At 72.4% G+C, this 21,462-nt stretch carries 22 protein-coding genes and 3 tRNA genes; 13 read left to right on the forward strand and 12 right to left on the reverse strand.

What is annotated here, in order from left to right; translation table 11 throughout:
- Window positions 1-333: 333 nt before the first annotated feature.
- From ACN265_RS25340 to ACN265_RS25355, 4 genes are read left to right on the forward strand one after another with little or no spacing between them, the layout of a single operon-like run.
- Complete coding sequence (locus ACN265_RS25340) at window positions 334-1,044, forward strand: hypothetical protein (protein WP_421410019.1); 711 nt, start codon at window positions 334-336, stop codon at window positions 1,042-1,044.
- A complete protein-coding gene (locus tag ACN265_RS25345; RefSeq protein ID WP_421410021.1) occupies window positions 1,037-2,281 on the forward strand; it encodes a TRM11 family SAM-dependent methyltransferase in 1,245 nt (414 codons plus the stop codon). The genes ACN265_RS25340 and ACN265_RS25345 overlap by 8 nt, the downstream gene beginning before the upstream one ends.
- Window positions 2,278-2,484, forward strand: a complete 207-nt coding sequence (locus ACN265_RS25350; RefSeq protein WP_377683146.1) for a helix-turn-helix transcriptional regulator — start codon at window positions 2,278-2,280, stop codon at window positions 2,482-2,484. The genes ACN265_RS25345 and ACN265_RS25350 overlap by 4 nt, the downstream gene beginning before the upstream one ends.
- Window positions 2,485-2,487: 3 nt before the next feature.
- Entirely contained in the window at window positions 2,488-3,705 is a 1,218-nt protein-coding gene (locus ACN265_RS25355) for a tyrosine-type recombinase/integrase (RefSeq protein WP_421410024.1), read from the forward strand.
- Between the two features lie 143 nt (window positions 3,706-3,848).
- Here ACN265_RS25355 and ACN265_RS25360 read toward each other — a convergent pair.
- Window positions 3,849-3,924: transfer RNA gene (locus ACN265_RS25360), tRNA-Lys, on the reverse strand.
- A 187-nt stretch (window positions 3,925-4,111) separates the two neighbouring features.
- On the opposite strand from ACN265_RS25360, the gene ACN265_RS25365 reads away from it, so the two are divergent.
- Together ACN265_RS25365 and ACN265_RS25370 are read left to right on the forward strand one after the other, a co-directional pair.
- Window positions 4,112-5,386, forward strand: coding sequence for an Ig-like domain-containing protein (locus ACN265_RS25365; RefSeq protein WP_421410026.1), 1,275 nt, complete (start codon window positions 4,112-4,114; stop codon window positions 5,384-5,386).
- A 172-nt stretch (window positions 5,387-5,558) separates the two neighbouring features.
- Window positions 5,559-6,839 (forward strand): Ig-like domain-containing protein, encoded by a 1,281-nt coding sequence (locus ACN265_RS25370; RefSeq protein ID WP_421410028.1) that lies wholly within the window; start codon window positions 5,559-5,561, stop codon window positions 6,837-6,839.
- Window positions 6,840-7,006: 167 nt separating this feature from the next.
- On the opposite strand, the gene ACN265_RS25375 is transcribed toward ACN265_RS25370, so the two are convergent.
- Together ACN265_RS25375 and orn are read right to left on the reverse strand one after the other, a co-directional pair.
- Window positions 7,007-7,079: transfer RNA gene (locus tag ACN265_RS25375), tRNA-His, on the reverse strand.
- Between the two features lie 99 nt (window positions 7,080-7,178).
- Window positions 7,179-7,769 carry an oligoribonuclease gene (orn, locus tag ACN265_RS25380; protein WP_204927189.1) on the reverse strand — a complete coding sequence of 197 codons (591 nt, stop codon included), beginning with the start codon at window positions 7,767-7,769 and terminating at the stop codon, window positions 7,179-7,181.
- A gap of 73 nt (window positions 7,770-7,842) precedes the next feature.
- Here orn and ACN265_RS25385 point away from each other — a divergent pair, with 73 nt between their 5' ends.
- On the forward strand, window positions 7,843-9,123 hold the full coding sequence (locus tag ACN265_RS25385; RefSeq protein ID WP_421410030.1) for a glycosyltransferase family 87 protein: 1,281 nt from the start codon (window positions 7,843-7,845) through the stop codon (window positions 9,121-9,123).
- Between the two features lie 206 nt (window positions 9,124-9,329).
- On the opposite strand, the gene ACN265_RS25390 is transcribed toward ACN265_RS25385, so the two are convergent.
- Both ACN265_RS25390 and ACN265_RS25395 read right to left on the reverse strand, forming a co-directional pair.
- Complete coding sequence (locus ACN265_RS25390) at window positions 9,330-10,061, reverse strand: YcnI family protein (protein WP_420118659.1); 732 nt, start codon at window positions 10,059-10,061, stop codon at window positions 9,330-9,332.
- A gap of 17 nt (window positions 10,062-10,078) precedes the next feature.
- Entirely contained in the window at window positions 10,079-11,734 is a 1,656-nt protein-coding gene (locus ACN265_RS25395; protein WP_204927192.1) for a copper resistance CopC/CopD family protein, read from the reverse strand.
- Window positions 11,735-12,086: 352 nt separating this feature from the next.
- Here ACN265_RS25395 and ACN265_RS25400 point away from each other — a divergent pair, with 352 nt between their 5' ends.
- From ACN265_RS25400 to ACN265_RS25410, 3 genes are read left to right on the forward strand one after another with little or no spacing between them, the layout of a single operon-like run.
- A complete protein-coding gene (locus ACN265_RS25400) occupies window positions 12,087-12,611 on the forward strand; it encodes a MauE/DoxX family redox-associated membrane protein (protein WP_420118657.1) in 525 nt (174 codons plus the stop codon).
- A complete protein-coding gene (locus ACN265_RS25405; protein ID WP_420118656.1) occupies window positions 12,604-13,320 on the forward strand; it encodes a thioredoxin domain-containing protein in 717 nt (238 codons plus the stop codon). Before ACN265_RS25400 ends, ACN265_RS25405 begins: the two co-directional genes overlap by 8 nt.
- Window positions 13,317-14,411 (forward strand): hypothetical protein, encoded by a 1,095-nt coding sequence (locus ACN265_RS25410; protein WP_421410033.1) that lies wholly within the window; start codon window positions 13,317-13,319, stop codon window positions 14,409-14,411. Before ACN265_RS25405 ends, ACN265_RS25410 begins: the two co-directional genes overlap by 4 nt.
- 39 nt (window positions 14,412-14,450) lie before the next feature.
- On the opposite strand, the gene ACN265_RS25415 is transcribed toward ACN265_RS25410, so the two are convergent.
- The 4 genes from ACN265_RS25415 to ACN265_RS25430 are packed head-to-tail and all read right to left on the reverse strand — an operon-like array spanning window position 14,451 to window position 17,129.
- Window positions 14,451-15,215 (reverse strand): energy-coupling factor ABC transporter ATP-binding protein, encoded by a 765-nt coding sequence (locus ACN265_RS25415; RefSeq protein WP_204927196.1) that lies wholly within the window; start codon window positions 15,213-15,215, stop codon window positions 14,451-14,453.
- Window positions 15,212-15,982 carry a cobalt ECF transporter T component CbiQ gene (gene cbiQ / locus ACN265_RS25420; protein WP_420118653.1) on the reverse strand — a complete coding sequence of 257 codons (771 nt, stop codon included), beginning with the start codon at window positions 15,980-15,982 and terminating at the stop codon, window positions 15,212-15,214. The genes ACN265_RS25415 and cbiQ overlap by 4 nt, the downstream gene beginning before the upstream one ends.
- A gap of 14 nt (window positions 15,983-15,996) precedes the next feature.
- Window positions 15,997-16,413: a PDGLE domain-containing protein gene (locus tag ACN265_RS25425; RefSeq protein ID WP_421410037.1), complete on the reverse strand. Its 417-nt coding sequence runs from the start codon at window positions 16,411-16,413 to the stop codon at window positions 15,997-15,999.
- Window positions 16,410-17,129, reverse strand: coding sequence for an energy-coupling factor ABC transporter permease (locus ACN265_RS25430; RefSeq protein WP_145918134.1), 720 nt, complete (start codon window positions 17,127-17,129; stop codon window positions 16,410-16,412). The genes ACN265_RS25425 and ACN265_RS25430 overlap by 4 nt, the downstream gene beginning before the upstream one ends.
- Window positions 17,130-17,380: 251 nt before the next feature.
- On the opposite strand from ACN265_RS25430, the gene bcp reads away from it, so the two are divergent.
- The 3 genes from bcp to ACN265_RS25445 all read left to right on the forward strand — a co-directional run bounded on the left by bcp (window position 17,381) and on the right by ACN265_RS25445 (window position 18,759).
- Window positions 17,381-17,857, forward strand: a complete 477-nt coding sequence (bcp, locus tag ACN265_RS25435) for a thioredoxin-dependent thiol peroxidase (protein WP_421410039.1) — start codon at window positions 17,381-17,383, stop codon at window positions 17,855-17,857.
- 223 nt (window positions 17,858-18,080) lie between these two features.
- A tRNA-Leu gene (locus ACN265_RS25440) sits at window positions 18,081-18,166 on the forward strand.
- 65 nt (window positions 18,167-18,231) lie between these two features.
- Complete coding sequence (locus ACN265_RS25445) at window positions 18,232-18,759, forward strand: GNAT family N-acetyltransferase (RefSeq protein ID WP_421410041.1); 528 nt, start codon at window positions 18,232-18,234, stop codon at window positions 18,757-18,759.
- A 152-nt stretch (window positions 18,760-18,911) separates the two neighbouring features.
- Here ACN265_RS25445 and ACN265_RS25450 read toward each other — a convergent pair whose 3' ends face one another.
- From ACN265_RS25450 to ACN265_RS25460, 3 genes are all read right to left on the reverse strand, one after another.
- Window positions 18,912-19,991, reverse strand: coding sequence for an expansin EXLX1 family cellulose-binding protein (locus ACN265_RS25450; protein WP_421410043.1), 1,080 nt, complete (start codon window positions 19,989-19,991; stop codon window positions 18,912-18,914).
- A 63-nt stretch (window positions 19,992-20,054) separates the two neighbouring features.
- Window positions 20,055-20,372 (reverse strand): hypothetical protein, encoded by a 318-nt coding sequence (locus tag ACN265_RS25455; protein WP_421410045.1) that lies wholly within the window; start codon window positions 20,370-20,372, stop codon window positions 20,055-20,057.
- 164 nt (window positions 20,373-20,536) lie between these two features.
- Complete coding sequence (locus ACN265_RS25460) at window positions 20,537-21,370, reverse strand: O-methyltransferase (RefSeq protein WP_420119541.1); 834 nt, start codon at window positions 21,368-21,370, stop codon at window positions 20,537-20,539.
- Window positions 21,371-21,462 lie beyond the last annotated feature (92 nt).

The following is a 21,462-nucleotide window of genomic DNA, read 5'->3' on the forward strand; positions in this document are numbered from 1 at the left end:
TGACGGTCTCATCCCGCTCCCTCGGCGAGGTCCGCCGTCTCCTGGCACACCTGATCACCACCAACCGACCCTTCGACCATATACATCGATGGTCACGATGGCGATGCCGACACCAACACCGCGCCAGAACAGCCCACTACCAGCGAAGACACCGACTTCACCAGGCGCGGCTGGAGTATTAGGGCTCCAACAGGTACGGCCGGAGCGCTACTCCGGCCGTACCTGCTTTTGCATCTGGACCGGTATGCCGGCAGGAGGCCGGGTATCCAATCCGAGGTCCGGATTTGTAATCCCTTGGTGTCAGCGCTCGTCGGCGGACGTGGCCCACACGCCATGCCGAAGCCCAGCCCCACCGCTCCCGACGACCGGCAGCAGCCGGTACCGGTCGGGTTGCTCCTCCCCCACACCCGCACAGCGCGCACGCACCGCCCGGAAGTGCCGGACTGGCACGGACTATCCCCGAACCACCTCGCCTACCTCATCCGCCGCTACACCGACGCCGGGGATGTGGTTCTCGACCTCGACGCACACCCCGCCGTCCTCGCCGCGACCACCGACCTGCACCGAATACCAGCTCAGTTGCACACCGACCCTCACGGTCTGCATCGGTGGCTCCCGCCTTCCGCACGCCCGAACTTCGTTGTGCCTCACCAGCCCGATCAGGGTGTCGACCTGATCCTGGCGGCGCTACCACAGACGATCGAGCAGCACGACGATGTGAACACCGCAATGAGCACCTGGCGGCCACTGCTGCGCCCCGGCGGGTTCCTGATCGCCGGACTCACCACCGCGCCACCCCCACCCGGCGGGTTCAGCTACCGCGCGACGGTCATCGCTGCCGCCCGCGCCGCCGGCCTCTTCTACCACCAGCACATCCCCGCCGTCCTCGTCCCGCTACCCGAGCACGAACCGCACACCGCCCCGCAACGCCCCAACGAAGGCGACGACGGACGGCGCCTACTCGCCGGCCGGCACCTTCCGACCTTCCGGGACCTGGTCGTGTTCGGAACCACCGCCACCGGTGAGGAGAACACCCATGCCTGAGCCTCGTCCGTCGGCGCTGACCACTGGTCTGCACGACTCCACGCCGCCGTACCCTGACGGGCCCGATCTGGCGGCCCTGCTCGCCGAGGGCTACCTCGGCACAGTCTGGCTCACCGGTCAGCACCCGTCTCGCGACCTACGTCGCGGCCGATACACCCCCGAGTCGCTGGCTCATCCCGGCAAGATGCTGCCCACCATCGCCCGGTACGCCATCCGTACCTACACCAGCCCTGGCGACGTGGTCCTCGACCCCATGGCCGGCATCGGCACCACCGTCATCGAAGCCATGCACCTCGGCCGCCACGGCGTCGGCGTCGAGTACGAAGCCGAATGGGTCACCAGAGCAGCCGACAACATCCACCACGCCCTCCGAGCCGGCGCACCGGGTCGGGGCGAGATGTACCACGGAGATTCCACCGCCCTACCGGCCCTACTGCCGGCAAGCCTGCACGGACAGGTCTCCCTGGTGATCACCTCACCGCCCTACGGGCCATCCACCCACGGCCACGTCCGCACACCAGGCCCGAGACGCGGACAGCTCCGCAAGATCAACCACAGGTACGGCAGCAGCGACAACCTCGCCTACCGCACCCCCGGCCAACTCGCCGACGGGTTCACCGCGATCCTCACCGGCTGCCGCCAACTCCTGCGGCCCGGCGGACACGTCATCGTCACCGCCCGCCCCTACCGCCGCCACGGCGAACTCATCGACATCCCCGGCATGGTCGCCGCCGCCGGCACCAATGCCGGCCTCGAACTGGTCGAGGAGTGCATCGCCCTCATCTGCGGCGTCCGCGACGGCCGGATCATCCCCCGCGCCTCGTTCTTCCAGCAGAAGAACATCCGCGACGCCATCGCCACCGGCGACCCGCAATGGCTCCTGCAACACGAGGACGTCGCCGTTTTCCGCCGCCCGACGAACTCCAGCGCACACGACGCCGAGAGCCGGCCAGTCGGCACCACGGTGCACGCTGACCAGCTTGATGCCTTCGCCCCGCACCGCGTGGATCGACGTGCACAGGCGGTGCCCCCCGGAAACGCCAATCCCGGCGGCAGCGCCATCGATCCCCGGTCCCACCCGGACCGGGACGATGAAAGGACACCCGATCCGTGCCCGCCCCATCTGCACCCCACGCCAGGGAACGTACGACCCGCCCCTACCGACCACCAGTGGTCCGACGATCCCCCCAGGCCACACCCCCAGCCCGGCCCACCCACCGCGACGGGTCCGCAGTGAGCGCCCCGGCCGTCGAGTGGCGGCCTGACCCCCTCCTGACCATCGACGACGTCGCGGCCTGGCTGGGCAAGCCGAAGAACACCCTCTACGCCTGGCACAGCCGAGGCAAGGGACCGCGTGCCATCCGCGTCGGCAACACCCTGCGCTACCGGCGCAGCGAGGTCGAACGCTGGCTCGACGCCCACACCGACCCGGAGCGCTGAGCCATGGCCCGACCTCCGCTGCCCATCGGCACCTGGGGCAACATCCGCACCGAGAAGCTCGGCCCCAACCGGTACTGCGCCCGAACCCGCTACCGCGATCACGACGGCAAGACCCGCGACGTCGAGGCCACCGACACCACCGGCCCGGCCGCCATTCGCGCGCTGAAGATCAAGCTACGTGACCGGGTGGCCCCCAACGACGACGAGATCACCCGGGAGACGCACGTCAGCACGCTCGCTGCTCGGTGGCTGGAAGAGATCACCGCAGAGGAGCGCGTCTCGCCGCAGAGCATCAGCAGGTACGAGATCAGCGTGCGGGTCTCCATCGTGCCCGCCCTGGGCGACCTACGAATCCGGGAGGCCAGCGCGGGCCGCATCGACAAGTTCCTGCGCAAGATCGCCGAGGATCGCCCCTCGGCCGCCAAGAGCGCGAAAGTGGTCCTCGGCCAGATGCTGGCACTGGCCGTACGTCGCGGCGCGCTCACCACCAACCCCATCCGCGACACCAGCCGCCTACGCAAACCACGCAAGACCGTCGTCGCCCTCGAACGGGAACAACTCGACGACGTCCGCGTGGCGATCCGGAGATGGCAACAGCCGACCCCCGGCAAGTCAGGCCCTCGCCCGACCAGCGACCTGGCCGACATCGTTGACCTCATGCTCGCCACCGGCGCCCGCATCGGCGAGATCCTGGCGCTGCGGTGGGAAGACCTAGATCTCGCCGTCGAACACCCCGTCCTGACGATCTGCGGCACCATCATCTACGTCAAAGGCCAGGGCTTCTTCCGCCAGGAGTGGACGAAGACCGACGCGGGCTTCCGGTCAGTGGTCCTGCCCCGCTTCGCGGTCGGAATGCTGATGGCCCGCAAACTCGACGCCGCCGACAACCCCCACGACGCGATCTTCGCCTCCCGACGCGGCACCTGGCTCTCCCCACCGAACGTCCGCCGACAGTGGCGTGCAGCCCGCGCCGACACCGGCCTCGAATGGGTCACCCCGCACACCTTCCGCAAGACCGTCGCCACCCTGATCGACCGGGAGGCCAACACCGACAGCGCCGCCGCCCAGCTCGGGCACGGAAGCAACGAGATCACCAAAAAGCACTACATCGTCAAGGCCGCCCTCGCCCCGGACAGCTCCGCCATCCTCGAACAGCTCGGCGGAAGGCCAACGTCAGGCGACCCGGAGAACCCCGGCCCTGGCCCGCAGCCGACCGCATAGACGGGCAGCGTCCGGCAGCACCACCCGCCCCGTCGAATGTGATCGCCCCACGGCGTTACTGAGGGGTTTACGGGGGACGGTTCAAAACTACATAGATAAACATCAAGGCCCTGTCCAGCTATACGCTGGTCAGGGCCTTTTTGTGGTGCGCCGCCAGGGACTCGAACCCCGAACCCGCGGATTAAGAGTCCGCTGCTCTGCCAGTTGAGCTAGCGGCGCTCGTTGGCAACGGAGAGAACACTAGCACGGGCCATGAGCGGGGTTCCAATCCGATACCCGGCTCCACCCTTCGGGCGAGCTTATCGGGCAAAAGTGAACACATCCCCCCGACAACACACGTCCGGCATCGAGCTGGTGGCCGACATGGGGCACGATGTCCGCCAGGCACGCGAGAACAGAGGTGGGGATGGGCAGGTTCACGCGGGGCGGGGCGATGGCGGGCGCTCTTGTCCTGGCGGCGTCGCTGGCTCTGGCCGGTTGCGGCGGCGACCAGAAGAAGGAAGCCGAGTTCGTCGGCGGCACCGTGGCCACGCCGAGCGCCGGGGAGGCGACTCCGACGCAGCCCGGTGGCGCGTCGCCGTCCGCGCCGACGGCGGCCGACCTGACGGTCAGTCCGGCGAACGGGGCGAAGGGCAGGCCGGTCAGCACCGAGATCAGCGCCGACCTCCCGGACGGCGGAAAGATCTCCTCGGTCACCCTCACCACGGGTGACGGCAAGCAGGTCGGCGGGAAGATGCGTCTGGACGGCAGCTCCTGGGTGCCGTCGTCGGCCCTGAAATACAACACCAGGTACAAGGCCACGGTGACCGGCACCGGCGCTGACGGCCAGCCCCGGCAGGGGGTGAGCACGTTCACCACGATGGCCAAGCCGAACTCGATGATCGGCTCCGGCCTGTACCTCTTCGACGACCGGACGTACGGCGTGGCCATGCCGGTGGTGGCCGAGTTCAGCCCGGGTATCCCGCAGAAGGACCGGGCGGCCGTCCAGAAGCGGATGTTCGTCAAGACCGATCCACCGCAGCCGGGGGCCTGGCACTGGGTCTCCAACGGCACGCAGGCGTACTACCGGGCACCGGAGTACTGGCAGCCGGGGACGACGTTGAGCGTCCGGATCGCGCTGGCCGGGATTCCGTTGAGCAACGGCCGGTACGGCAACGTGGACCGGTCGGCCACCGCCAAGATCGGGCGGGCCTTCGAGATGAAGGTGGACAACGCCACCAAGCAGATGGAGGTCTTCCAGGGCGGCCAGCTGATCAAGACGCTGCCGGTCAGCCTGGGCAAGAAGAGCACCCCGTCGTCCAGCGGCACCATGGTGGTGATGGAGAAGAAGGAGAAGACCGTCTTCGACACCATGGACGAACCGGACCCGGCCAACCAGTACCGCACCGAGATCGACTTCGCTCAGCGGCTGACCTGGGGCGGCGAGTACATCCACGCGGCACCGTGGTCCGAGGGGGTGCAGGGTCGGCGGAACGTCTCGCACGGCTGCGTCAACGTGTCGATGGCGATGGGCAAGTGGCTCTTCTCCCAGACGAAGGTGGGTGACCCGATCACGGTCAAGGGCACCCCGCGCAAGCTCGAACAGGGCAACGGGTGGACGGCCTGGAGCCTGACCTGGGCGGAATTCGTCAAGGGCAGCGCGGTGCCGGTGCCGCAGGGCGGTTCGGGTCCGCTGGTCTGACCGCCGTTCCGGGTCGGCGCAGGTCGCCGACCCGGAACGGTACGGGCCGGTGACCGATCGTCATCGCACCCCGCCCGGCGGCGTGTTTCAGTTCACCCTTCGCAACCGACGGGCGCGCCGCCGCGTCTGTGAGGGACGATGGGACATCGGGGACCACGACTGTGAGGGAATCATGCGAGTTGTCCAGGACCACCTGACCGGGCGCACCGGTCGTCGCCGGGTGCTCGCGGCGGGGGTCCTCGCCGCGGCGCTGGCCCTCACCTCTGCCTGCACCGGTTCGGGCGGCGACAAGCCGTCGAGCTGGCAGGGCGGCGGCGAGGAGGCCGCGCCGAAGGCCAGCGCGACGATCACCGAGCCGAAGGCCGACGCCACCGACGTCCCGGCCTCCACCGGCATCGTCTTCACCGCCAAGGACGCGAAGGACACCACCGTCGCGCTCACCGACGCCGCCGGCAAGGCCGTCGAGGGCAAGCTCGCCGCGGACGGCGCGAGCTGGCTGCCCGACGGCACGCTGGAGTACGGGGAGAAGTACACCGCCACCGTCACGGCGACCGGTGAGGACGGCAAGCCGGCCACGGCCACCAGTGCCTTCACGGTGATGGCCAAGCCGGACAAGCAGGTACGGGTGACCAGCTTCCTCGGCGACAACCAGGTGGTCGGCGTGGGCATGCCGCTGATCGTGAAGTTCGGTCGGGCCGTCCCGGAGGACTACCGCGACGACGTACAGCGCCGGATGACGGTCACCAGCACCCCCGCGCAGGAGGGCGTCTGGCACTGGGTCAGCCCCACCGAGGTCCGCTACCGGCCCAAGGAGTTCTGGCAGTCGGGCACCACGATCTCGTACCGGGTGCGGGCCGGTGGGCTGCCGATGGGCGGCGGCTGGTACGGCCGCTCCGACCTGACCGTGGACGTCAAGGTCGGCCCGTCGGTGGTGATGCAGGTCGACAACAAGACCAAGCGGATGACCGTGACCAGGGACGGCAAGGTCGTCAAGACCATCCCGGTCAGCCTGGGCAAGAAGAGCACCCCCTCGTCCAGCGGCACGATGGTGGTGATCGAGAAGCTGCGCAAGACGGTCTTCGACACCATGGAGGAGCTGGGCCCCGAGGAGGGCTACCGCACCAAGATCGACTATGCCCAGCGGCTCACCTGGGGTGGCGAGTTCATCCACGCCGCCCCCTGGTCGGAGGGACAGCAGGGCACCACGAACGTCTCGCACGGCTGCGTCAACGTGTCGATGAAGGACGGTGCCTGGCTGTTCGCCAACACCAAGATCGGTGACCCGATCACCGTCAAGGGCACCGAGCGCAAGCTCCAGAACGGCAACGGCTGGACCGACTGGAACATGAGCTGGGACCAGTACGTCAAGGGCAGCGCCCTGCCGTACGAGCCGGACGCCGGGCAGCCGGACGCCGGGAACACGCCGACGCCGAGCGCTGAGCCGACGCCCTGACCCCTGCGGCACACCGTACGAGCCGGCCCCCGCCTGAAGGTGGGGGCCGGCCCGTCTTCGACGGCACCCCGACCCCTGGGCGGCGCGGGCCCGGAACGACTCGGGCCCGGAAACGACTCAGGCCCCCTCGGATGAGGGGGCCTGCGGTGGAGAACATCCACTAACCGGGTGACTGATGGGAATTGAACCCACGACAACCGGGACCACAACCCGGTGCTCTGCCAACTGAGCTACAGCCACCATGCCGTCCGCGCCGGTTTCCCGGGCGGGTGCGGACTAATAATAGCCACACCCGGGCGGGGCCCGTCCAGCGGGTTGCGCCCTTCGGCGGGCACCGGCCTAGAGCTGCGCCGCGATCGACTTCGCCGTCTCGACGTCCGGGCCGGGCAGCGGCACGAACAGGGTGCGCCGGTAGTACTCCAGCTCGCGGATGCTCTCCCGGATGTCGGCCAGGGCCCGGTGCGCCAGCCCCTTGCGCGGCTGACCGAAGTACACCCGGGGGTACCAGCGCCGGCACAGCTCCTTGATCGACGACACGTCGATCATGCGGTAGTGCAGGTGGGCGTCGAGCCGGGTCATGTCCCGGGCGATGAAGCCCCGGTCGGTGGCGATCGAGTTGCCGCACAGCGGCGCGGTACGCGGGTCCTTCACGTGGCTGGTGACGTACTCCAGGACCATGTCCTCGGCCTCGGCGAGGGTGACCGTGGAGCGGCGCACCTCCTCGGTGAGCCCGGATTTGGCGTGCATGGTGCGGACGATCTCCGGCATCGCCTCCAGGGCCGCCTCGTCGGCGTGGATGACCACGTCCACGCCCTCCCCCAGCACGTTGAGGTCGGGGTCGGTGACCAGTGCGGCCACCTCGATCAGCTTGTCGCTGCCGAGGTCGAGCCCGGTCATCTCACAGTCGATCCAGACGAGAAGGTCAGCCACCGCAACAGACTACGCGCAGCCCAGGTACCCGCGCCTCGGCACTGTCGCGGGGTGGGACCGCTAGGGTTTCCCCGTGCCCGCCGAATCCGTCGCGTCCCCCGTCACCACCCCGGAGGACCAGCGAAGTCGTACGGCCCGCCGGGTCGTCACGGTGCTGGCGCTGGCGGCCGTGCTGCCGGCGCTGTACCTGCCGGGCCTGGTACACGACTTCTTCGACCTGAAGATCTACATGCGGGCGATGGACTGGTGGGCGTCCGGGCACCCGCTCTACGACTACGTGCAGCCCGACCGGGTGCAGGGTGAGTTGTATTTCACGTACCCGCCGTTCAGCGCCCTGTTGCTGCGGCCGTTCGGGGTGCTGCCGCTGGGCCTGACCATCGTCATCTTCACCGCACTGACCTGCGTCGCCGTCGTGGTCACCACCCGCTGGCTGGTGCTGCCGGTGATCGAGCGGCACGGCCTGCACCGGACGTACGCGCTCACCGTGGCGGTGCTGCTGGTCTTCGCGGTGGAGAGCACCCGGGAGACGATCACCTTCGGTCAGATCAACATGCTGCTGGTGGTGCTGATCCTGGCCGACCTGCTCTTCGCCGTACCGCAGGCGCGGCGCTGGGCCGGGGTGGGCGTCGGGCTGGCCACGGCGCTCAAGCTCTTCCCGGGCATCTTCATCGTCTACCTGCTGGTGACCCGGCGGTGGCGGGCGGCGGTGGTGGCGAGTGTCACGGCGGCGGCGGCGACGCTGCTGGCCGCCGCGGTGGCCCCCCGCGACTCGTGGCGGTTCTGGACCCACGAGCTGTGGGCCACCGACCGGGTGGGGCGCACCGACTACACCGGCAACCAGTCGCTGTTCGGTCTGCTCAGTCGGATCGACGCGCCGCAGGAGCCGAACCGGCTGCTCTGGCTGGTGCTGGTCGTGGCGATCCTGGGGTACGGGTTGTGGCGGGCGGCCCGCGCCGCCGGGGCCGGTGACTGGCTGACCGGCCTCACCCTCACCGGGCTGGTCGGCGGTCTGGTCAGCCCGATCACCTGGACCCACCACATCTACTGGTTCATCCCGGCGGTGGTGGTGCTGGTGGACGCCGCGCTCGACGCCGACCCGCAGACCCCGGCGGGGGCGCGCCGTCGGCGGCGGCTGCTCGCCCTCGCCACCGGCACCGGCCTGGTGATCGTCTACGGGGTGGTCTCGTTCTACGACTGGGGGGTGGCCCCGGCCCGTACGGACAACCCGTGGGAGTTCCTGCTGCGCAACGAGTACGTGCTGCTGGCGCTGCTGCTGCTCGTGCTGCTGCCGGTCCGCCGGGAGCGCAGGCGGGAGCGGGAGCCCGTGCCGACCGCCGGCCGGCAGCACCAATAGGACAGATATTCCCTTATTCGACCTTTGGCGCTAATCTGGGGTCAGTCGGTCACGACCCACAGCCCACCGATCCCCCGGTGAGACGGCCCTCCGCGTCGGCAGCGCGGAGGGCCGTCACCGCGTCCGGGCCCGTCCGGCACCGCGTCGGGGCGGCGACGCGACCGGCCCGCCGGACGGGTCCGACGGGCCGGTGCGGGTGGTACGGGTCACGACCTCGGCGTCGGCTCCCGCCGGGTCCGGGCGAAGGCCAACCCGCCGAGGGCCAGCCCACCGAGCCCGGCCAGCAGGCCGGCGACACCCAGCACGACCGCCGTCGAACCGGCGTCGTCGTCATCGTCGTCGTCCTTCGCGGCCGGCGCACCCGCCGCCGGGGCCGCCGAGGGGGACGCTGCAGCCGCCGTCAGGGTCAGCACCGGCGCCGGGTTCTCCGGCTCCTCCGCACCCGGCGTGGGCTCCTCGATCCAGCGCGACACGTTGCCGTCGGAGTAGGTCTGGAGCGTCTTGAAGACCATCTTGTCCACCTGCGGCAGCGGACCGAGCGAGATCGGGAACTCCTGGAACTCGCCCGGCTTGACGCCCCCACCGGCGGCGGCCGTCCAGGTGAGCTTCGACACCGCCTCGGTGAGCTGGCTGCCGTGCACCTCGATCGGCGGGTCCACCTTGCGCTTCTCCACCGCGACCGTCCACCCCGGCACCGGCATCGTGGAGACCGAGCCGACCGGGGCGTTCTCCGGCAGGTTCACCTCGATCTTGACGGTGGAGGCGGTGTCGCTCTCGTTGGGCACCCGGACGGCGAACCGGCCGTAGCTGCCCTGGGTCGCCTCCTTCGGGTTGACCGTGACGTGCGCCGCGGCCGGCCCGGCGAGGCCGAGCACCGTGGCGGTGACGGCGGCGAGGGTGAGCGCGGCGGCGGATGCGGAGCGCCGGAGACGGATCATCGGGGACGGGCCCTTCTTTACTTGATCGGCACGGTGGCGGTCACCGTGGCCTGGTCGATGTCGGACGTACGGACTGTGAAACGCAGTTGCCACTCACCCGCCGACGGGAAGCTGAACTCCCCGGTCGCGTGGTTGTCGGTGAGCTTGAGCAGCGGGATGTCGATCGCCTCGATCCCGGCCGAGGGCAGCGCGGCGGTGGCCTTCCACTCCACCACCGGCTGCGGCCGGTTGTCCGGCGTGTAGGCGTACAGGTGCATCGAGTTGTTGCCCCGTTCGGCCGGGTCCAGCTCCACCTGCAGCGAGTAGATCGGACTGGTCAACGTGGTCGAGTAGTAGCCGGCGTCGGCACCGGAACCGCCGTCGACGGCGGTCCGGGCCGGCGGGGTCTGCACCAGGGTCGCCGTCACCCCCAGGATCACCGCGGTGATCGCCAACTCCACCCAGACCGCGCGTCGCACCGGCACCGGCCGGGCCGCCGCGGTCCGCCGCCGCACCAACTGCCGGGAGTACGCGGCCACGGCCACCACCAGCGCGAACAGCCCGATCTTGGCGAGCAGCAGCCGGCCGTACGTGGTGCCGGTGAGCGCCTCGACGCTGGCCACCTCGATCAGCCCCTGCACGACGCCGGCCAGCAGCAGCGCCGCCACCGCCAGCGCCGCCCAGCGGGACCAGATCGGCAGGATCGCCCCCAGCTCCCGCTCGTCGGCCCGGCGCAGCAGGAACCCGGCCAGCATCACCAGGCCGCCCAACCAGACCGCCATGCTGCCCAGGTGCACCGCGTCGACGAGCACCGACACCGCCGGGGCCGGGGAGGCCGCCGGGTGCCCGGCCAGCGGCCAGGTGAACAGCCCGGCCACCCCGAGCCCGGTCAGGATGATCCCGTCGGTACGCCCCACCGGCCCCCGGGTCAGCGGCCGGAGCAGGAACACCGCCGCCACGAGCAGGCCCAGCCGGATCAGGTGGGCGGTGCCGTACCCGCTGCCCAACACCTCGGACAGGCCCTCCCCGGTGACGTCGAACAACCCCCCGCCGGCGGTGTACGGCACCTGCAACCACACCTCGGCCACCGTCGCGACGGCCAGCAGCCCCACGCCGGACCAGAGCAGCCGGGCCGGGCCCCGCCGGGACAGCCGCAGCGGCCAGAGCGCGGCCAGCACCAGCGCCGGACCCACCACCAGCAGCAGGCCCGCGTACCCCAGGTACTTGGTCACCTTCACGCCCGCGCCGACCACCGGGTCGGCCCGGCTGTCCGAGCCGGAGTCGGTCGGCGGCGTCGACGGCGCCCCCACCGAGTAGGTGAACGCCCCGGACACCGGGTGGCTGTCGGCGGAGATCACCCGGTAGCTGACCAGGTAGGTGCCCTGCGGCCCGGCCGGGTCCACCCCGATCGTCACCACCGACCCCTCGAAGCGGGGCTCACCCCGGTCGGCGCGGGAGCCGTCCGGGGCGATGACGCGTACCTTGTCGGGCACCTTGCGGACCGACTCGCTGAACGTCAGCACCACCTCTGACGGGGCGCTCGGCACCACGGACGAAGCCACCGGGCTGCTGCTGGAGAGCACGGCGTGGGCGCTCGCCGGCCCGGCCGGAGCGAGCAGCAGGGCGACGAGGGTGACCAGCAGGCCGGCGGCGGCCCCCAGCCGGGCCAGCCGGCGACGATCGACTGCGTTCATCCCGCCATGCTCGCTGACCGCAGGCCGGTATGCCCACCCGGCCACCCCGTGACGGCAGGGGGTAGCCACGGCGGCCGGGGCGCCTGCCGCAGGTGGTGGGGCGTCATGAGCAGGTAGTCGTACGGCGGCGGGGAAAAGTTCCCGGCGTGAGCGGGACCATGGAAAGGGCCGAACGACCCTGCCCGCCCGCGCCACGCCGCGTAGCCTGGCTTGTCGTGATCCCCGCTCACCGCGACCCCTCCGCCACCGGCCGTAGCGGCCCGCCGCCCGGCCCCGACCGGCCCCCGGTGCCCCGGCCGGCGACCCGGCGACCGGTCACCCCGGGGAACCCACGGGCCGGGCGGGACGACCAATGAGGGTGACCACCGCGCGTACCCCGGCCGGCCGCTGGCCGCTCGTCCGCCCCTGGCTCGGCGTCGCCGCCCGGCTCGGCCTGGCCGCCGTCTGGCTGTACGCCGGCGGGACGAAGGTCGGTGACCTCGCCGCCTCCGGCCGGGCCGTCAACGCGTACCAGGTGATGCCCTACGAGGTGGCGACGGCGATCGGGGCCGCGCTGCCGTTCGTCGAACTGGCGTTGGGCCTGCTGCTGCTCGCCGGGCTGGCGACCCGGCTGAGCGCCGGGATCTCCGCCGCGCTGCTGGTGGTCTTCATCGCCGGCATCGCCTCGGCCTGGGCCCGTGGCCTGGCCATCGACTGCGGGTGCTTCGGCAGCGGCGGGCAGCTCGCCGCCGGCCAGTCCCCGAGCTACCTCCCGGAGATCCTCCGGGACCTGGGATTCCTGGCCCTGGCCGGATTCCTGCTGATCTGGCCCCGCACCCCGTTCTCGGTGGACGGCTGGCTCGCGGGCGACCCATCCGTGGAGGACGACGATGAGTAGTCGTAAGGGACGCAACGAGGCCGCGCGGGTCGTCCGCGAACAGCTCGCCCGGGAGAAGCGCCGCAAGCGGACCCTCTGGACCTCCGTCGGGGCGGTGGTGGTGCTGGTGATCGCCGGCCTGATCGGGTGGAGTGTCTACTCCAGCCAGAAGTCGGACACCTTCACCGCACCGCCCGGGGCGAACGACGCCGGCACCGGTGTCGTGCTCGGCACCGGGCCCGTCACCATCGACCTCTACGAGGACTACCTCTGCCCGGCCTGCAAGCAGTTCCAGCAGACCAGCGGGGAGACCATCAACCAGCTGGTCAGCTCCGGCAAGGCCAGGGTGGTCTTCCATCCGGTCGCCTACCTCAACCGGTTCTCCACCACCGAATACTCCACCCGGTCCTCGGCCGCGTCCGGCTGCGCCGCGAAGGGCGGCAAGTTCAAGGAGTTCACCGACGCGCTGTTCGCCCAGCAGCCGCCGGAGGGCAGCGCCGGGCTGAGCAACGACCAGTTGATCGACATCGGCGCGGGCGTCGGGCTGAACAAGGACGACTTCGGCTCCTGCGTCAAGGACGGCACGTACACGGCGTGGACCGAACACGTCACCGACGACGCCAGCAAGGCCGGGGTCACCGGCACCCCGACCATCAAGGTGAACGGCACCGCCGTGTCCGACCGCAGCCCGGCCGGCATCACCGCGGCCGTGGAGGCGGCCGGCAAGTGACCCCGGCACCCCTGCGGCGGGCCGTCCTGCTGGTCACCGCCGTACTGCTCGGCCTGCTCGGCTGCGCCGCACCGGCGTACGCGCACGGGGCGGACGCCCCCGACGGCACCGACTACCGCACCACGGTGACCGGGATCACGCCCGCCCGGCCGGGGCTGACCGTCCGGGCCGTCGAGGCCGGCGCCCGGCTGGAACTGGTCAACCACACCGGCCGGGACGTCGAGGTGATCGGCTACTCCGGGGAGCCGTACCTGCGGGTCGGGCCGGGCGGGGTGTACGAGAACGTCCGCTCCCCCGCCACGTACCTCAACCGCACCCTCGCCGGGGACACCGCGCTGCCCGCCACCGCCGACCCGGCCGCCGCCCCGCAGTGGCGTCGGATCGGCGACGACAGGCGGGTCCGCTGGCACGATCAGCGGGCCCTGTGGCGGGAATCCGGGGTGCCCGCCCCGGTGGCCGCCGACCCGGGCCGGGAACACCGGGTCCGGGAGTGGACCGTCGCGCTGCGCATCGGCGACGAGCCGGCGGAGCTGCGCGGCGCCCTCGACTGGGTGCCGCCGCCGGACCCGTACCCCTGGTGGGTGGCCGTCACCCTCGGCGCGCTGCTGGTCGGCGCGGCGGGACTGCTGCCGGCCGGCACCGACGCGGGCAGCCGGGCGCTGCGCGGCGTCGGCGGGGTGCTCGCCCTCGGCGGGGCCGCCGCCGTCGCCCTCGTGCTCGGCCGCGAACTGGACGCCGGGGCGCAGGGCGTCGGCGGGGTGCTGCTCGGGCTGGCCGCCGGGCAGCTCTGGCCGCTGCTGACCGGGCTGGGTGCGGTGGCCGCCGGGGGGTGGGCGTTGGCCCGCCGGCCCGCCGCCGACTTCGTGCTCGCGCTGGCCGGGGCGTGCCTGGCCCTCTTCGTCGGCGTCGCCAACCTGACCGTGCTGTCCCGCGCCGTCGCCCCGGTGCCCTGGTCGGGCGGCGTCGCACGGGTGCTGCTGACCGGGGTGCTGGTCGCCGGGGTGGGGGCGGTCGCCGCCGGCCTGCTCCGGCTGCACGCCGCCGCCCGCGCCGCCGCGCCCCGGCCCGCCGCCGCGCCGGCCCGGACCTGACCCGTCTGCGGTCACGGCCCGGCGCAGGGTGCCCGGTCGTCAGCCGATCGGCCGGGGGTGGAAGCCGTAGGGCAGTTCGAGGCGGTGGCGGGAGAGCAGGTCGGCGTCGGCGAGCAGGTCGACGGTGGGGGCGTCGGCGACGATCCGGCCGGCGTCCAGGATGACCGCCCGCTCGCACAGCTCCGCCGCGTAGGGCAGGTCGTGGGTGACCATCAGCAGGGTCACCGGCAGGGCGCGCAGGATCCCGGCCAGCTCCCGGCGGGCCGCCGGGTCCAGGTTGGACGACGGCTCGTCGAGCACCAGGATCTCCGGGCGCATCGCCAGCACGGTGGCCACCGCCACCCGACGCCGCTGCCCGAACGACAGGTGGTGCGGGGCGCGGTCCCGGTGCTCGGCCATCCCCACCGCGGTCAGCGCCTCGTCCACCCGGGCGGCCAGCTCGGCACCCCGCAACCCCAGGTTGGCCGGGCCGAACGCCACGTCCTCGGCGACCGTGGGCAGGAAGAGCTGGTCGTCCGGGTCCTGGAAGACGACACCCACCCGACGGCGGATCTCGGCCAGGGTGTCCCGGTCCCGGGACACCGTCAGCCCGCCCACGCTCACCGACCCCCCGGTCGGGGTGAGGATGCCGTTGAGGTGCAGCACCAGCGTGGTCTTGCCCGCGCCGTTCGGGCCGAGCAGGGCCACCCGCCCGCCGCGCGGCACGGCCAGGTCCACCCCGGCCAGGGCGACGTGACCGTCCGGGTACGCGTAGCGGAGGCCACGGACGTCCAGGGAGACAGCGTTGGGCACGTCCCCGATCATGTCAGGACGACGGCGGTGGCGGCGATCGCCACCGCCGCCAGCGGCACGGTCGCCGCCGCCACCCACTGCCCGGCGGTCGCCGCGCCGGCCCCCTGCCAGACCGCCGGCATCCGCCCGGTGTAGCCCCGGGAGAGCATCGCGAGGTAGACCCGCTCACCGCGTTCGAAGGCCCGCAGGAACAGCGCGCCCACCCCGGCGGCGAAGCCCCGCAACTGCCACAGGAAACGCGGGTCGTCACCCCGGGAGATCCGGGCCACCCGCATCCGGCGGGCCTCACCGACCAGCACGTCGAGGTAGCGCAGCATGAACGTGGCGATCTGGGTGATGATCTGCGGACAGCGCAGCCGGTCCAGGCCGACGATCAGGTCCCGGGTGGTGGTCGTGGCGGCCAGCAGCAGCGACGCGAGCACCCCCAGGGTGCCCTTGGCGACGATGTTCCATGCCCCGTGCAGGCCGTCCACCGACAGGCTCAGCCCGACGAACTCGGTGCGCGGGCCCGCACCGAGGAACGGCAGGGCGACGGCGAACAGCACGAACGGCACCTCGATCGTGGCGCGCAGCAGCAGCCAGCGCGGGCCGACCCGGGCCAGCGCGGCGACGGCGGCGACCAGCAGGGCGTACCCGCCGAAGGCCCAGAACGCCTCGCGCGGGGTGGCCACCACGGCCACGGTGAACAGCACCATCGCGGCGATCTTCACCTCGGGTGCCAGCCGGTGCACCCGGGAGGGGGTGTCCCGGTAGAGCACGTGCGCGTGTCCGGCACCCACGTCGTACCGCCGGGTCAGCCGGCGGTGCCGGCGGACTGCCGGTCGCCGGCGTGCCGCCCGTCGGCCGGGGACCGCCCGGTGCCGGGGGCGTCAGCCGGGCCACGACGGCGCAGCAGCCAGAACACGCCGCCGCCGACGGCGAAGGTGAGCAGCACGCCGACCACCCCGGACAGGCCGGTGGAGAGGAAGCCGTTGTCCACGCCACGGATTCCGTAGTCGGCCAGCGGGCTGTCGGCCAGCTCGTGGTCCCTGGCCTGCTGGGCCGGGCAGGAACCGCCGGTGATCTCGTCGTCGGCGTTCACCGTGCAGCCCCTGAGCAGCGACGAGTCCAGACCGTCGGGGTGCGACGAGGCGTAGTTGCTGACCACCCCGGCCAGCACCAGGGCGACCAGCAGGCCGACCGCCACGAAACCCCAGGACCGCTTCCTCACCGGGCACCTCCGACAGCCGGGACGGGGGCCGGCGCGGTCGCCGGCTTCAGCGCGCGCAACGCGTACACCAGGTCGGGTCGGACCTTGGCGACGGTCGCGACCGTGGTCGCGGTGATCAGCCCCTCACCGATGCCGATCAGCAGGTGGACGCCGGCCATCGTGCCGGCCAGGCCGGTCAGGTTGCCGCCCAGGTCGGTGGTGCCGCCCAGCCAGTACTGCACGACGAACCCCTGGGAGGCGACGACCACGCTGACCAGCGCCGAGACGAAGGCGGTCACCGCCAGGCCGGTGGGGGTACGGGGCAGCACCCGCAGCAGGCCGGCGATCAGCAGGTACGCCGCCGCGGTGCCGAGCAGCGCCATGTTGGTGATGTTCAGGCCGAGCATCGCGACGCCGCCGTCGCCGAAGACCAGGGCCTGCACGATCAGCACCACCGACACGCAGAGCGCGCCGACCCACGGGCCGACCAGCAGGGCGGCGAGCGCGCCACCGAGTAGGTGCCCGGAGACCCCGGCCGTGAAGATCGGGAAGTTGAGCATCTGCACGGCGAAGATGAACGCGGCGACCAGGCCGGCCATCGGCGCGAGCCGGTCGTCCAGGTCACGTCGGCCGCGCAGCACGCAGAAGGTCAGGGCGGCCAGCGCGACGGCGGCGAAGATCCCCGCGACCGGACCGTTGATGATGCCGTTCGAGATGTGCATCGCCAGGGTTTCCACGGGACCTCCAGTCGGCTGGCGGGACCAGACTATTTCCCGATGCGGGTTGTTGCCAAGACGCGGCAACAAGGCATGGCGTTGTTCACCGCCGGGACACCGCCGGTCCCCCCAACGGGCCGCCGTACCGCACGCTGCGGGAACGCCGGGACGGGCGCGCGCCGCACCGGGCAGGACCGCGCGGCGGGGCAACGTCCCGGGTGTCCCGGCGGGGATCGGCCGGGACGGCGCAGCCCGACGGTAGGGTCGTCGCCATGACCGCGCCCGACCGGCTCACCCCCGGCGACCCCGCACCTGACTTCACCCTCCCCACCGACACCGGGGAGACGCTCTCCCTCGCCGCACTGCGCGGTCGCCGGGTCATCCTGTACGCCTACCCGGCCGCGATGACCCCCGGCTGCACCAAGCAGGCCTGCGACTTCCGTGACTCGCTCACCTCGCTCCAGGCCACCGGTTACGAGGTGGTCGGCATCTCCCCCGACCAGCCCGCCAAGCTGGCGAAGTTCCGCGAGCGCGACGCCATCACCTTCCCGCTGGTCGCCGACGTCGACAAGGCGGTGCTCACCGCGTACGGCGCCTTCGGCGAGAAGCAGTCCTACGGCCGTACGGTGACCGGGGTGATCCGGTCCACCTTCGTCATCGACCCGGACGGGAAGATCGAGCACGCGTTCTACAACGTCAAGGCCACCGGCCACGTCGCCAAGCTGCGCCGCGACCTCGGCCTCGACTGAACGCGTCCGGCCGGCGGCCGAGGGTGTCGGACCTCGCCGCCACTTTCTGCGCATGACTCGTTACAAGTACACGCCGGAGATGCTCGCCCAGGCGGCAGCGGAGTCCCGCAGTGTCGCCGACGTCCGGCGACGCCTGCGTCGTCAGTCACGGGACGGTATCGAACATCCTGCGCCGGGCCGGGCTCTCCACCGTTTCCGCGCGACGCTCTAAACTCTGACCCGAGCGGGAGTGGCGGAATGGCAGACGCGGTAGGTTTAGGTCCTATTGTCCGAAAGGACGTGGGGGTTCAAGTCCCCCCTCCCGCACCACACGGCCCTGTCGGGAGGGTCACGATCGCGGGCGCACGACGCGTCGGCGCAGCAGGATCGGCAGGGTGAGCCTGCGTTTCGTTCTCGACCCCGACCTCACCCCCGCACTGCGCGAGCAGATCGTCGACCTCTGGGTCGAGGTCACCAACGCCGGCGGCGCGGTCGGCTTTGTCGCCCCGGTCACCACCGCCGACGTACGTCCCGTCGCCGAGGCCACCTTCGCCGCCGTCACCGACGGTCCGGACCGGATGCTGGTCGGCTACGAGGCTGGCCGACCGGTCGCGGTGCTGTTCCTCGCCGACAACCGGTTCGGCTTGAAGGCGCACTGGGGCATCCTTAAGCGGGTGATGGTGCACCCGGCCACCCAGGGGCGCGGCCACGGGCAGGCCCTGATGCGGGAGGCCGCCCGGCGCGCGCCCGAGCTGGGCTGGCGGGCGCTGCACGTGACGGTGCGCGGCGGGCTGGGCCTCGAGAGGTTCTACGACCGGCTCGGTTACCGCGAGGTGGGTCGACTGCCGGGCGCGCTGCGGGTGGCAGCCGACGACGACCGCGACGAGATCCTCATGTGGCGGGACCTGGACACCCCGGACTGACCATCCGACGGACCGCACTCGACCGCCGCCGGGTCGACCCGGCGGCGTTTGGCCGGTCCGCGCCCGACGGACGGGCCGCTCCGACGATCGGGCGACGCGCGGCTGGCCCCGTCGAGCCGAGGCGGGCAGCGGCGGTGGAGGGCCGGCGGGAGTCAGCCCCGGGACGTGCAGTCGACCGGCCGGCCCGCGCCCGGCTCCGCCTTCGACGCGGCGAGCGCGGGTGGGTCGCTGACCTGCGGTGCGCCTGGCGAACCGGCGGAGGCGACCGCCGACGGGCTGGCGGTGGCCCGGGTCGGGCTGGCACTGGGGCTCGGGGAGGACGGCCGGCTGGTCGGGTTCTTCCGCGCGGCGGGGGCGCTGCCGCCGTACATCTTCACGGTGCTGCGCTGGACCCGGCCGGGGGACATGGTGACGCCGCTGGCGGTGACGCGGTGGCCGTACACGTCGGTGACCCGGACGGCGTACGGGCCGGGCCCGGCTCCGGAGTCGATCTGCCAGTAGTTGTAGTCCTGTCGGGCGGCGGTGCGCCAGGCGCCGGAGCCCTGGCGTACCTCGACGGCGCGCAGCGGGTTGCCGTGCTCGGCGACCAGCACGGCGAACCAGTACTGCGACGCGCCCTCCTTGATCCGGAAGGTGAGTGGGCCGGACAGCGGCGGGTCGACCGCCGCGCGGTAGCTGACGTTGACGATGCCCTGTACGGGGTCGGCGATCCGGGCGAACGCCTCGCGGGAGAGGTCGACGTGCCCGGGGGCGCACTCCGGGCACTGGTCCATGATCAGGACCCGGACGGTGCCCCGGGGGCCGGTGACGTCGAGGTGCCCGCCGCAGGCCGCGCCGGCGCTGTACTCGGTGGGGCCGAGGGCCACGTACATCCGGTCGGCCGGCGCGGAGGGGTAGGAGCAGTTCCCGCCGGCCCCCTTCGAGTCGTAGAAGGTGGCTTTTCCCTTGTGGACCGTGCTCCCGGTGGGTGGGGCCGCCAGCGGCAGCCGCCCGGCGGCCACCGGCCCGGCACCGGCCAGGCCGACCGGCGGGGCGGCGCAGGCGGGGGCGGCACCGGAGCGCAGCGCGAGGCTCAGCCCGAGCACGGTGGCGAGCGCGGCGACGCCACCGGCGGCCAGCCAGCGGCGACGCCCGCCACCCCGGGCGCGGCGACGCCCCGGCCCGGGACGCCCGGCGGGGGCGCGGCCGTCCGGCCCGTGGTCGGGTTCCTGGGACAGGCTGCCGTCGGTCACGCCGACCGATGCTGCCGCAGCCGACGACCCGGGGACAAGCGGGCTAAGCGAAAGCTAAGCCGGTCAGCCGATCCGGTTGCGGTGGAGCCCCGACGCGATCACGGAGAGCGACCGTAGCGGCTCGGCGATCTCCGGTCGGGTACGCAGCAGGTCCTCCAGGCGGACCCGCCAGCGGCCGGCTTCGACGGCGGCGGCGTCGGGTGTGGTCCGGGCCCAGGGCTGGAGCCGCTGCCGGGTGTCCTGGAGGGAGCCGGCGTGGTCGGGGCCGAGCAGCGCACCGAGCTCGGTGCGCAGCCAGTCGAACAGTTCGTCGTCGGGGACGCTCGCGACGATCAGGCGGGCCATGTCCCAGGCCACGCGGGGGTGGTGGAGAACCTGCATGCCGACTCCTCCGTCGATGGTGGCGATTCGGCCATCATCGATCCGGCACCGTCCCGGGGGCAACACCCGGGCGGCGGACTACGGCTCGGCCGTCCGGCACCGGTCGGGCATGGCGGCCCGCCCCGAGCCCCCTCCGGTCGCCCCGGCTCCGCGGGGCGGGCAGCTCACCAGGCGACACCGATGCCGTCGCCGGGGTACCAGTGGTCGAGCGGGGTCTCCCGGTAGGCGAGGAACCGGCGGCCGGTGCGTTCGGCGTGTTCGGCGAGCACCCCGGTGGTGGTGACGTTGTCGGTGAGCAGGATCGCGCCGGGGGCCAGCTTCGGCTCGACGGCGTCGAACTCGCGGCGTTCGTGGTCGTGGCTGTGGTCGCTGTCGTGCAGGAACAGGTCGACCGGCCGGTCCAGGGCGGCGATCGCGGTGACCGAGTCGCCGACCACCAGGTCGGTCACGTCGGCCCAGGGGGCGCTGCGGGCCAGGTAGCCGGCCTCCGGGTTGACGTCCAGCGAGGTGAGCCGGCCGGGGTGGCCCTCGGCGGCGTTGCGCAGCAGGGCGGCGGCGAGGACGCAGCTACCCAGCCCCTTGTCGGTGCCGGTCTCGACGACGTGGGTGGGCCGGGTGGCCCGGACGATCGCGTACCAGCCGACCCGGCGCGCGTAGCGGACCCGGCGGTCGGCCAGGCCGCGTCGGGCGGACCGGGCGGTGGCCTGTTCGATGTGCCGGCGCAGCGCCGCGTCGCCGGTGATCTCGGCGAGGTGGCCCCGGACCCGGGCCACCGGGACGTCGCAGACCACGCTGACGAACCAGGTCAGGTGCTCCCGGCTGAGCCGGGTCAGTTCGTAGGTGTAGTTGTGGTGCTCCCGGGAGGTGGCCAGCCAGCGGGCCGAGGTGCGCAGCACCTTCGCGTCGTACCGGGCGACCCGGGCGAGCCGCCCGGGGAAGGCGGCCACCGGTGCCAGCGGGGTACGGGCGATGGCCCGGCGCAGTCTCGTCGCATCCACGGCGCGGTTTCTACCAGCCGCAGGTGACGGGCGGCTGAACGTCCAGCGTACGGCGGCTTTTCGGGCCTCGGGCCGTCGGGCGAACGCGGGCT

Origin of the sequence: Micromonospora sp. WMMD730 (genome assembly GCF_049178955.1) — a bacterium.
GTDB classification, from domain to species: domain Bacteria; phylum Actinomycetota; class Actinomycetes; order Mycobacteriales; family Micromonosporaceae; genus Micromonospora; species Micromonospora wenchangensis.

Excerpts from the sequence above, each read along its gene's own strand:
- ACN265_RS25340 (WP_421410019.1), top strand. The coding sequence starts at position 334 with ATGCCGAAGCCCAGCCCCACCGCTCCCGACGACCGGCAGCAGCCGGTA.
- ACN265_RS25345 (WP_421410021.1), top strand. The coding sequence starts at position 1,037 with ATGCCTGAGCCTCGTCCGTCGGCGCTGACCACTGGTCTGCACGACTCC.
- ACN265_RS25355 (WP_421410024.1), top strand. The coding sequence starts at position 2,488 with ATGGCCCGACCTCCGCTGCCCATCGGCACCTGGGGCAACATCCGCACC.
- ACN265_RS25365 (WP_421410026.1), top strand. The coding sequence starts at position 4,112 with ATGGGCAGGTTCACGCGGGGCGGGGCGATGGCGGGCGCTCTTGTCCTG.
- ACN265_RS25370 (WP_421410028.1), top strand. The coding sequence starts at position 5,559 with ATGCGAGTTGTCCAGGACCACCTGACCGGGCGCACCGGTCGTCGCCGG.
- ACN265_RS25390 (WP_420118659.1), bottom strand. The coding sequence starts at position 10,061 with ATGATCCGTCTCCGGCGCTCCGCATCCGCCGCCGCGCTCACCCTCGCC.
- ACN265_RS25395 (WP_204927192.1), bottom strand. The coding sequence starts at position 11,734 with ATGAACGCAGTCGATCGTCGCCGGCTGGCCCGGCTGGGGGCCGCCGCC.
- ACN265_RS25400 (WP_420118657.1), top strand. The coding sequence starts at position 12,087 with ATGAGGGTGACCACCGCGCGTACCCCGGCCGGCCGCTGGCCGCTCGTC.
- ACN265_RS25405 (WP_420118656.1), top strand. The coding sequence starts at position 12,604 with ATGAGTAGTCGTAAGGGACGCAACGAGGCCGCGCGGGTCGTCCGCGAA.
- ACN265_RS25415 (WP_204927196.1), bottom strand. The coding sequence starts at position 15,215 with ATGATCGGGGACGTGCCCAACGCTGTCTCCCTGGACGTCCGTGGCCTC.
- bcp (WP_421410039.1), top strand. The coding sequence starts at position 17,381 with ATGACCGCGCCCGACCGGCTCACCCCCGGCGACCCCGCACCTGACTTC.
- ACN265_RS25455 (WP_421410045.1), bottom strand. The coding sequence starts at position 20,372 with ATGCAGGTTCTCCACCACCCCCGCGTGGCCTGGGACATGGCCCGCCTG.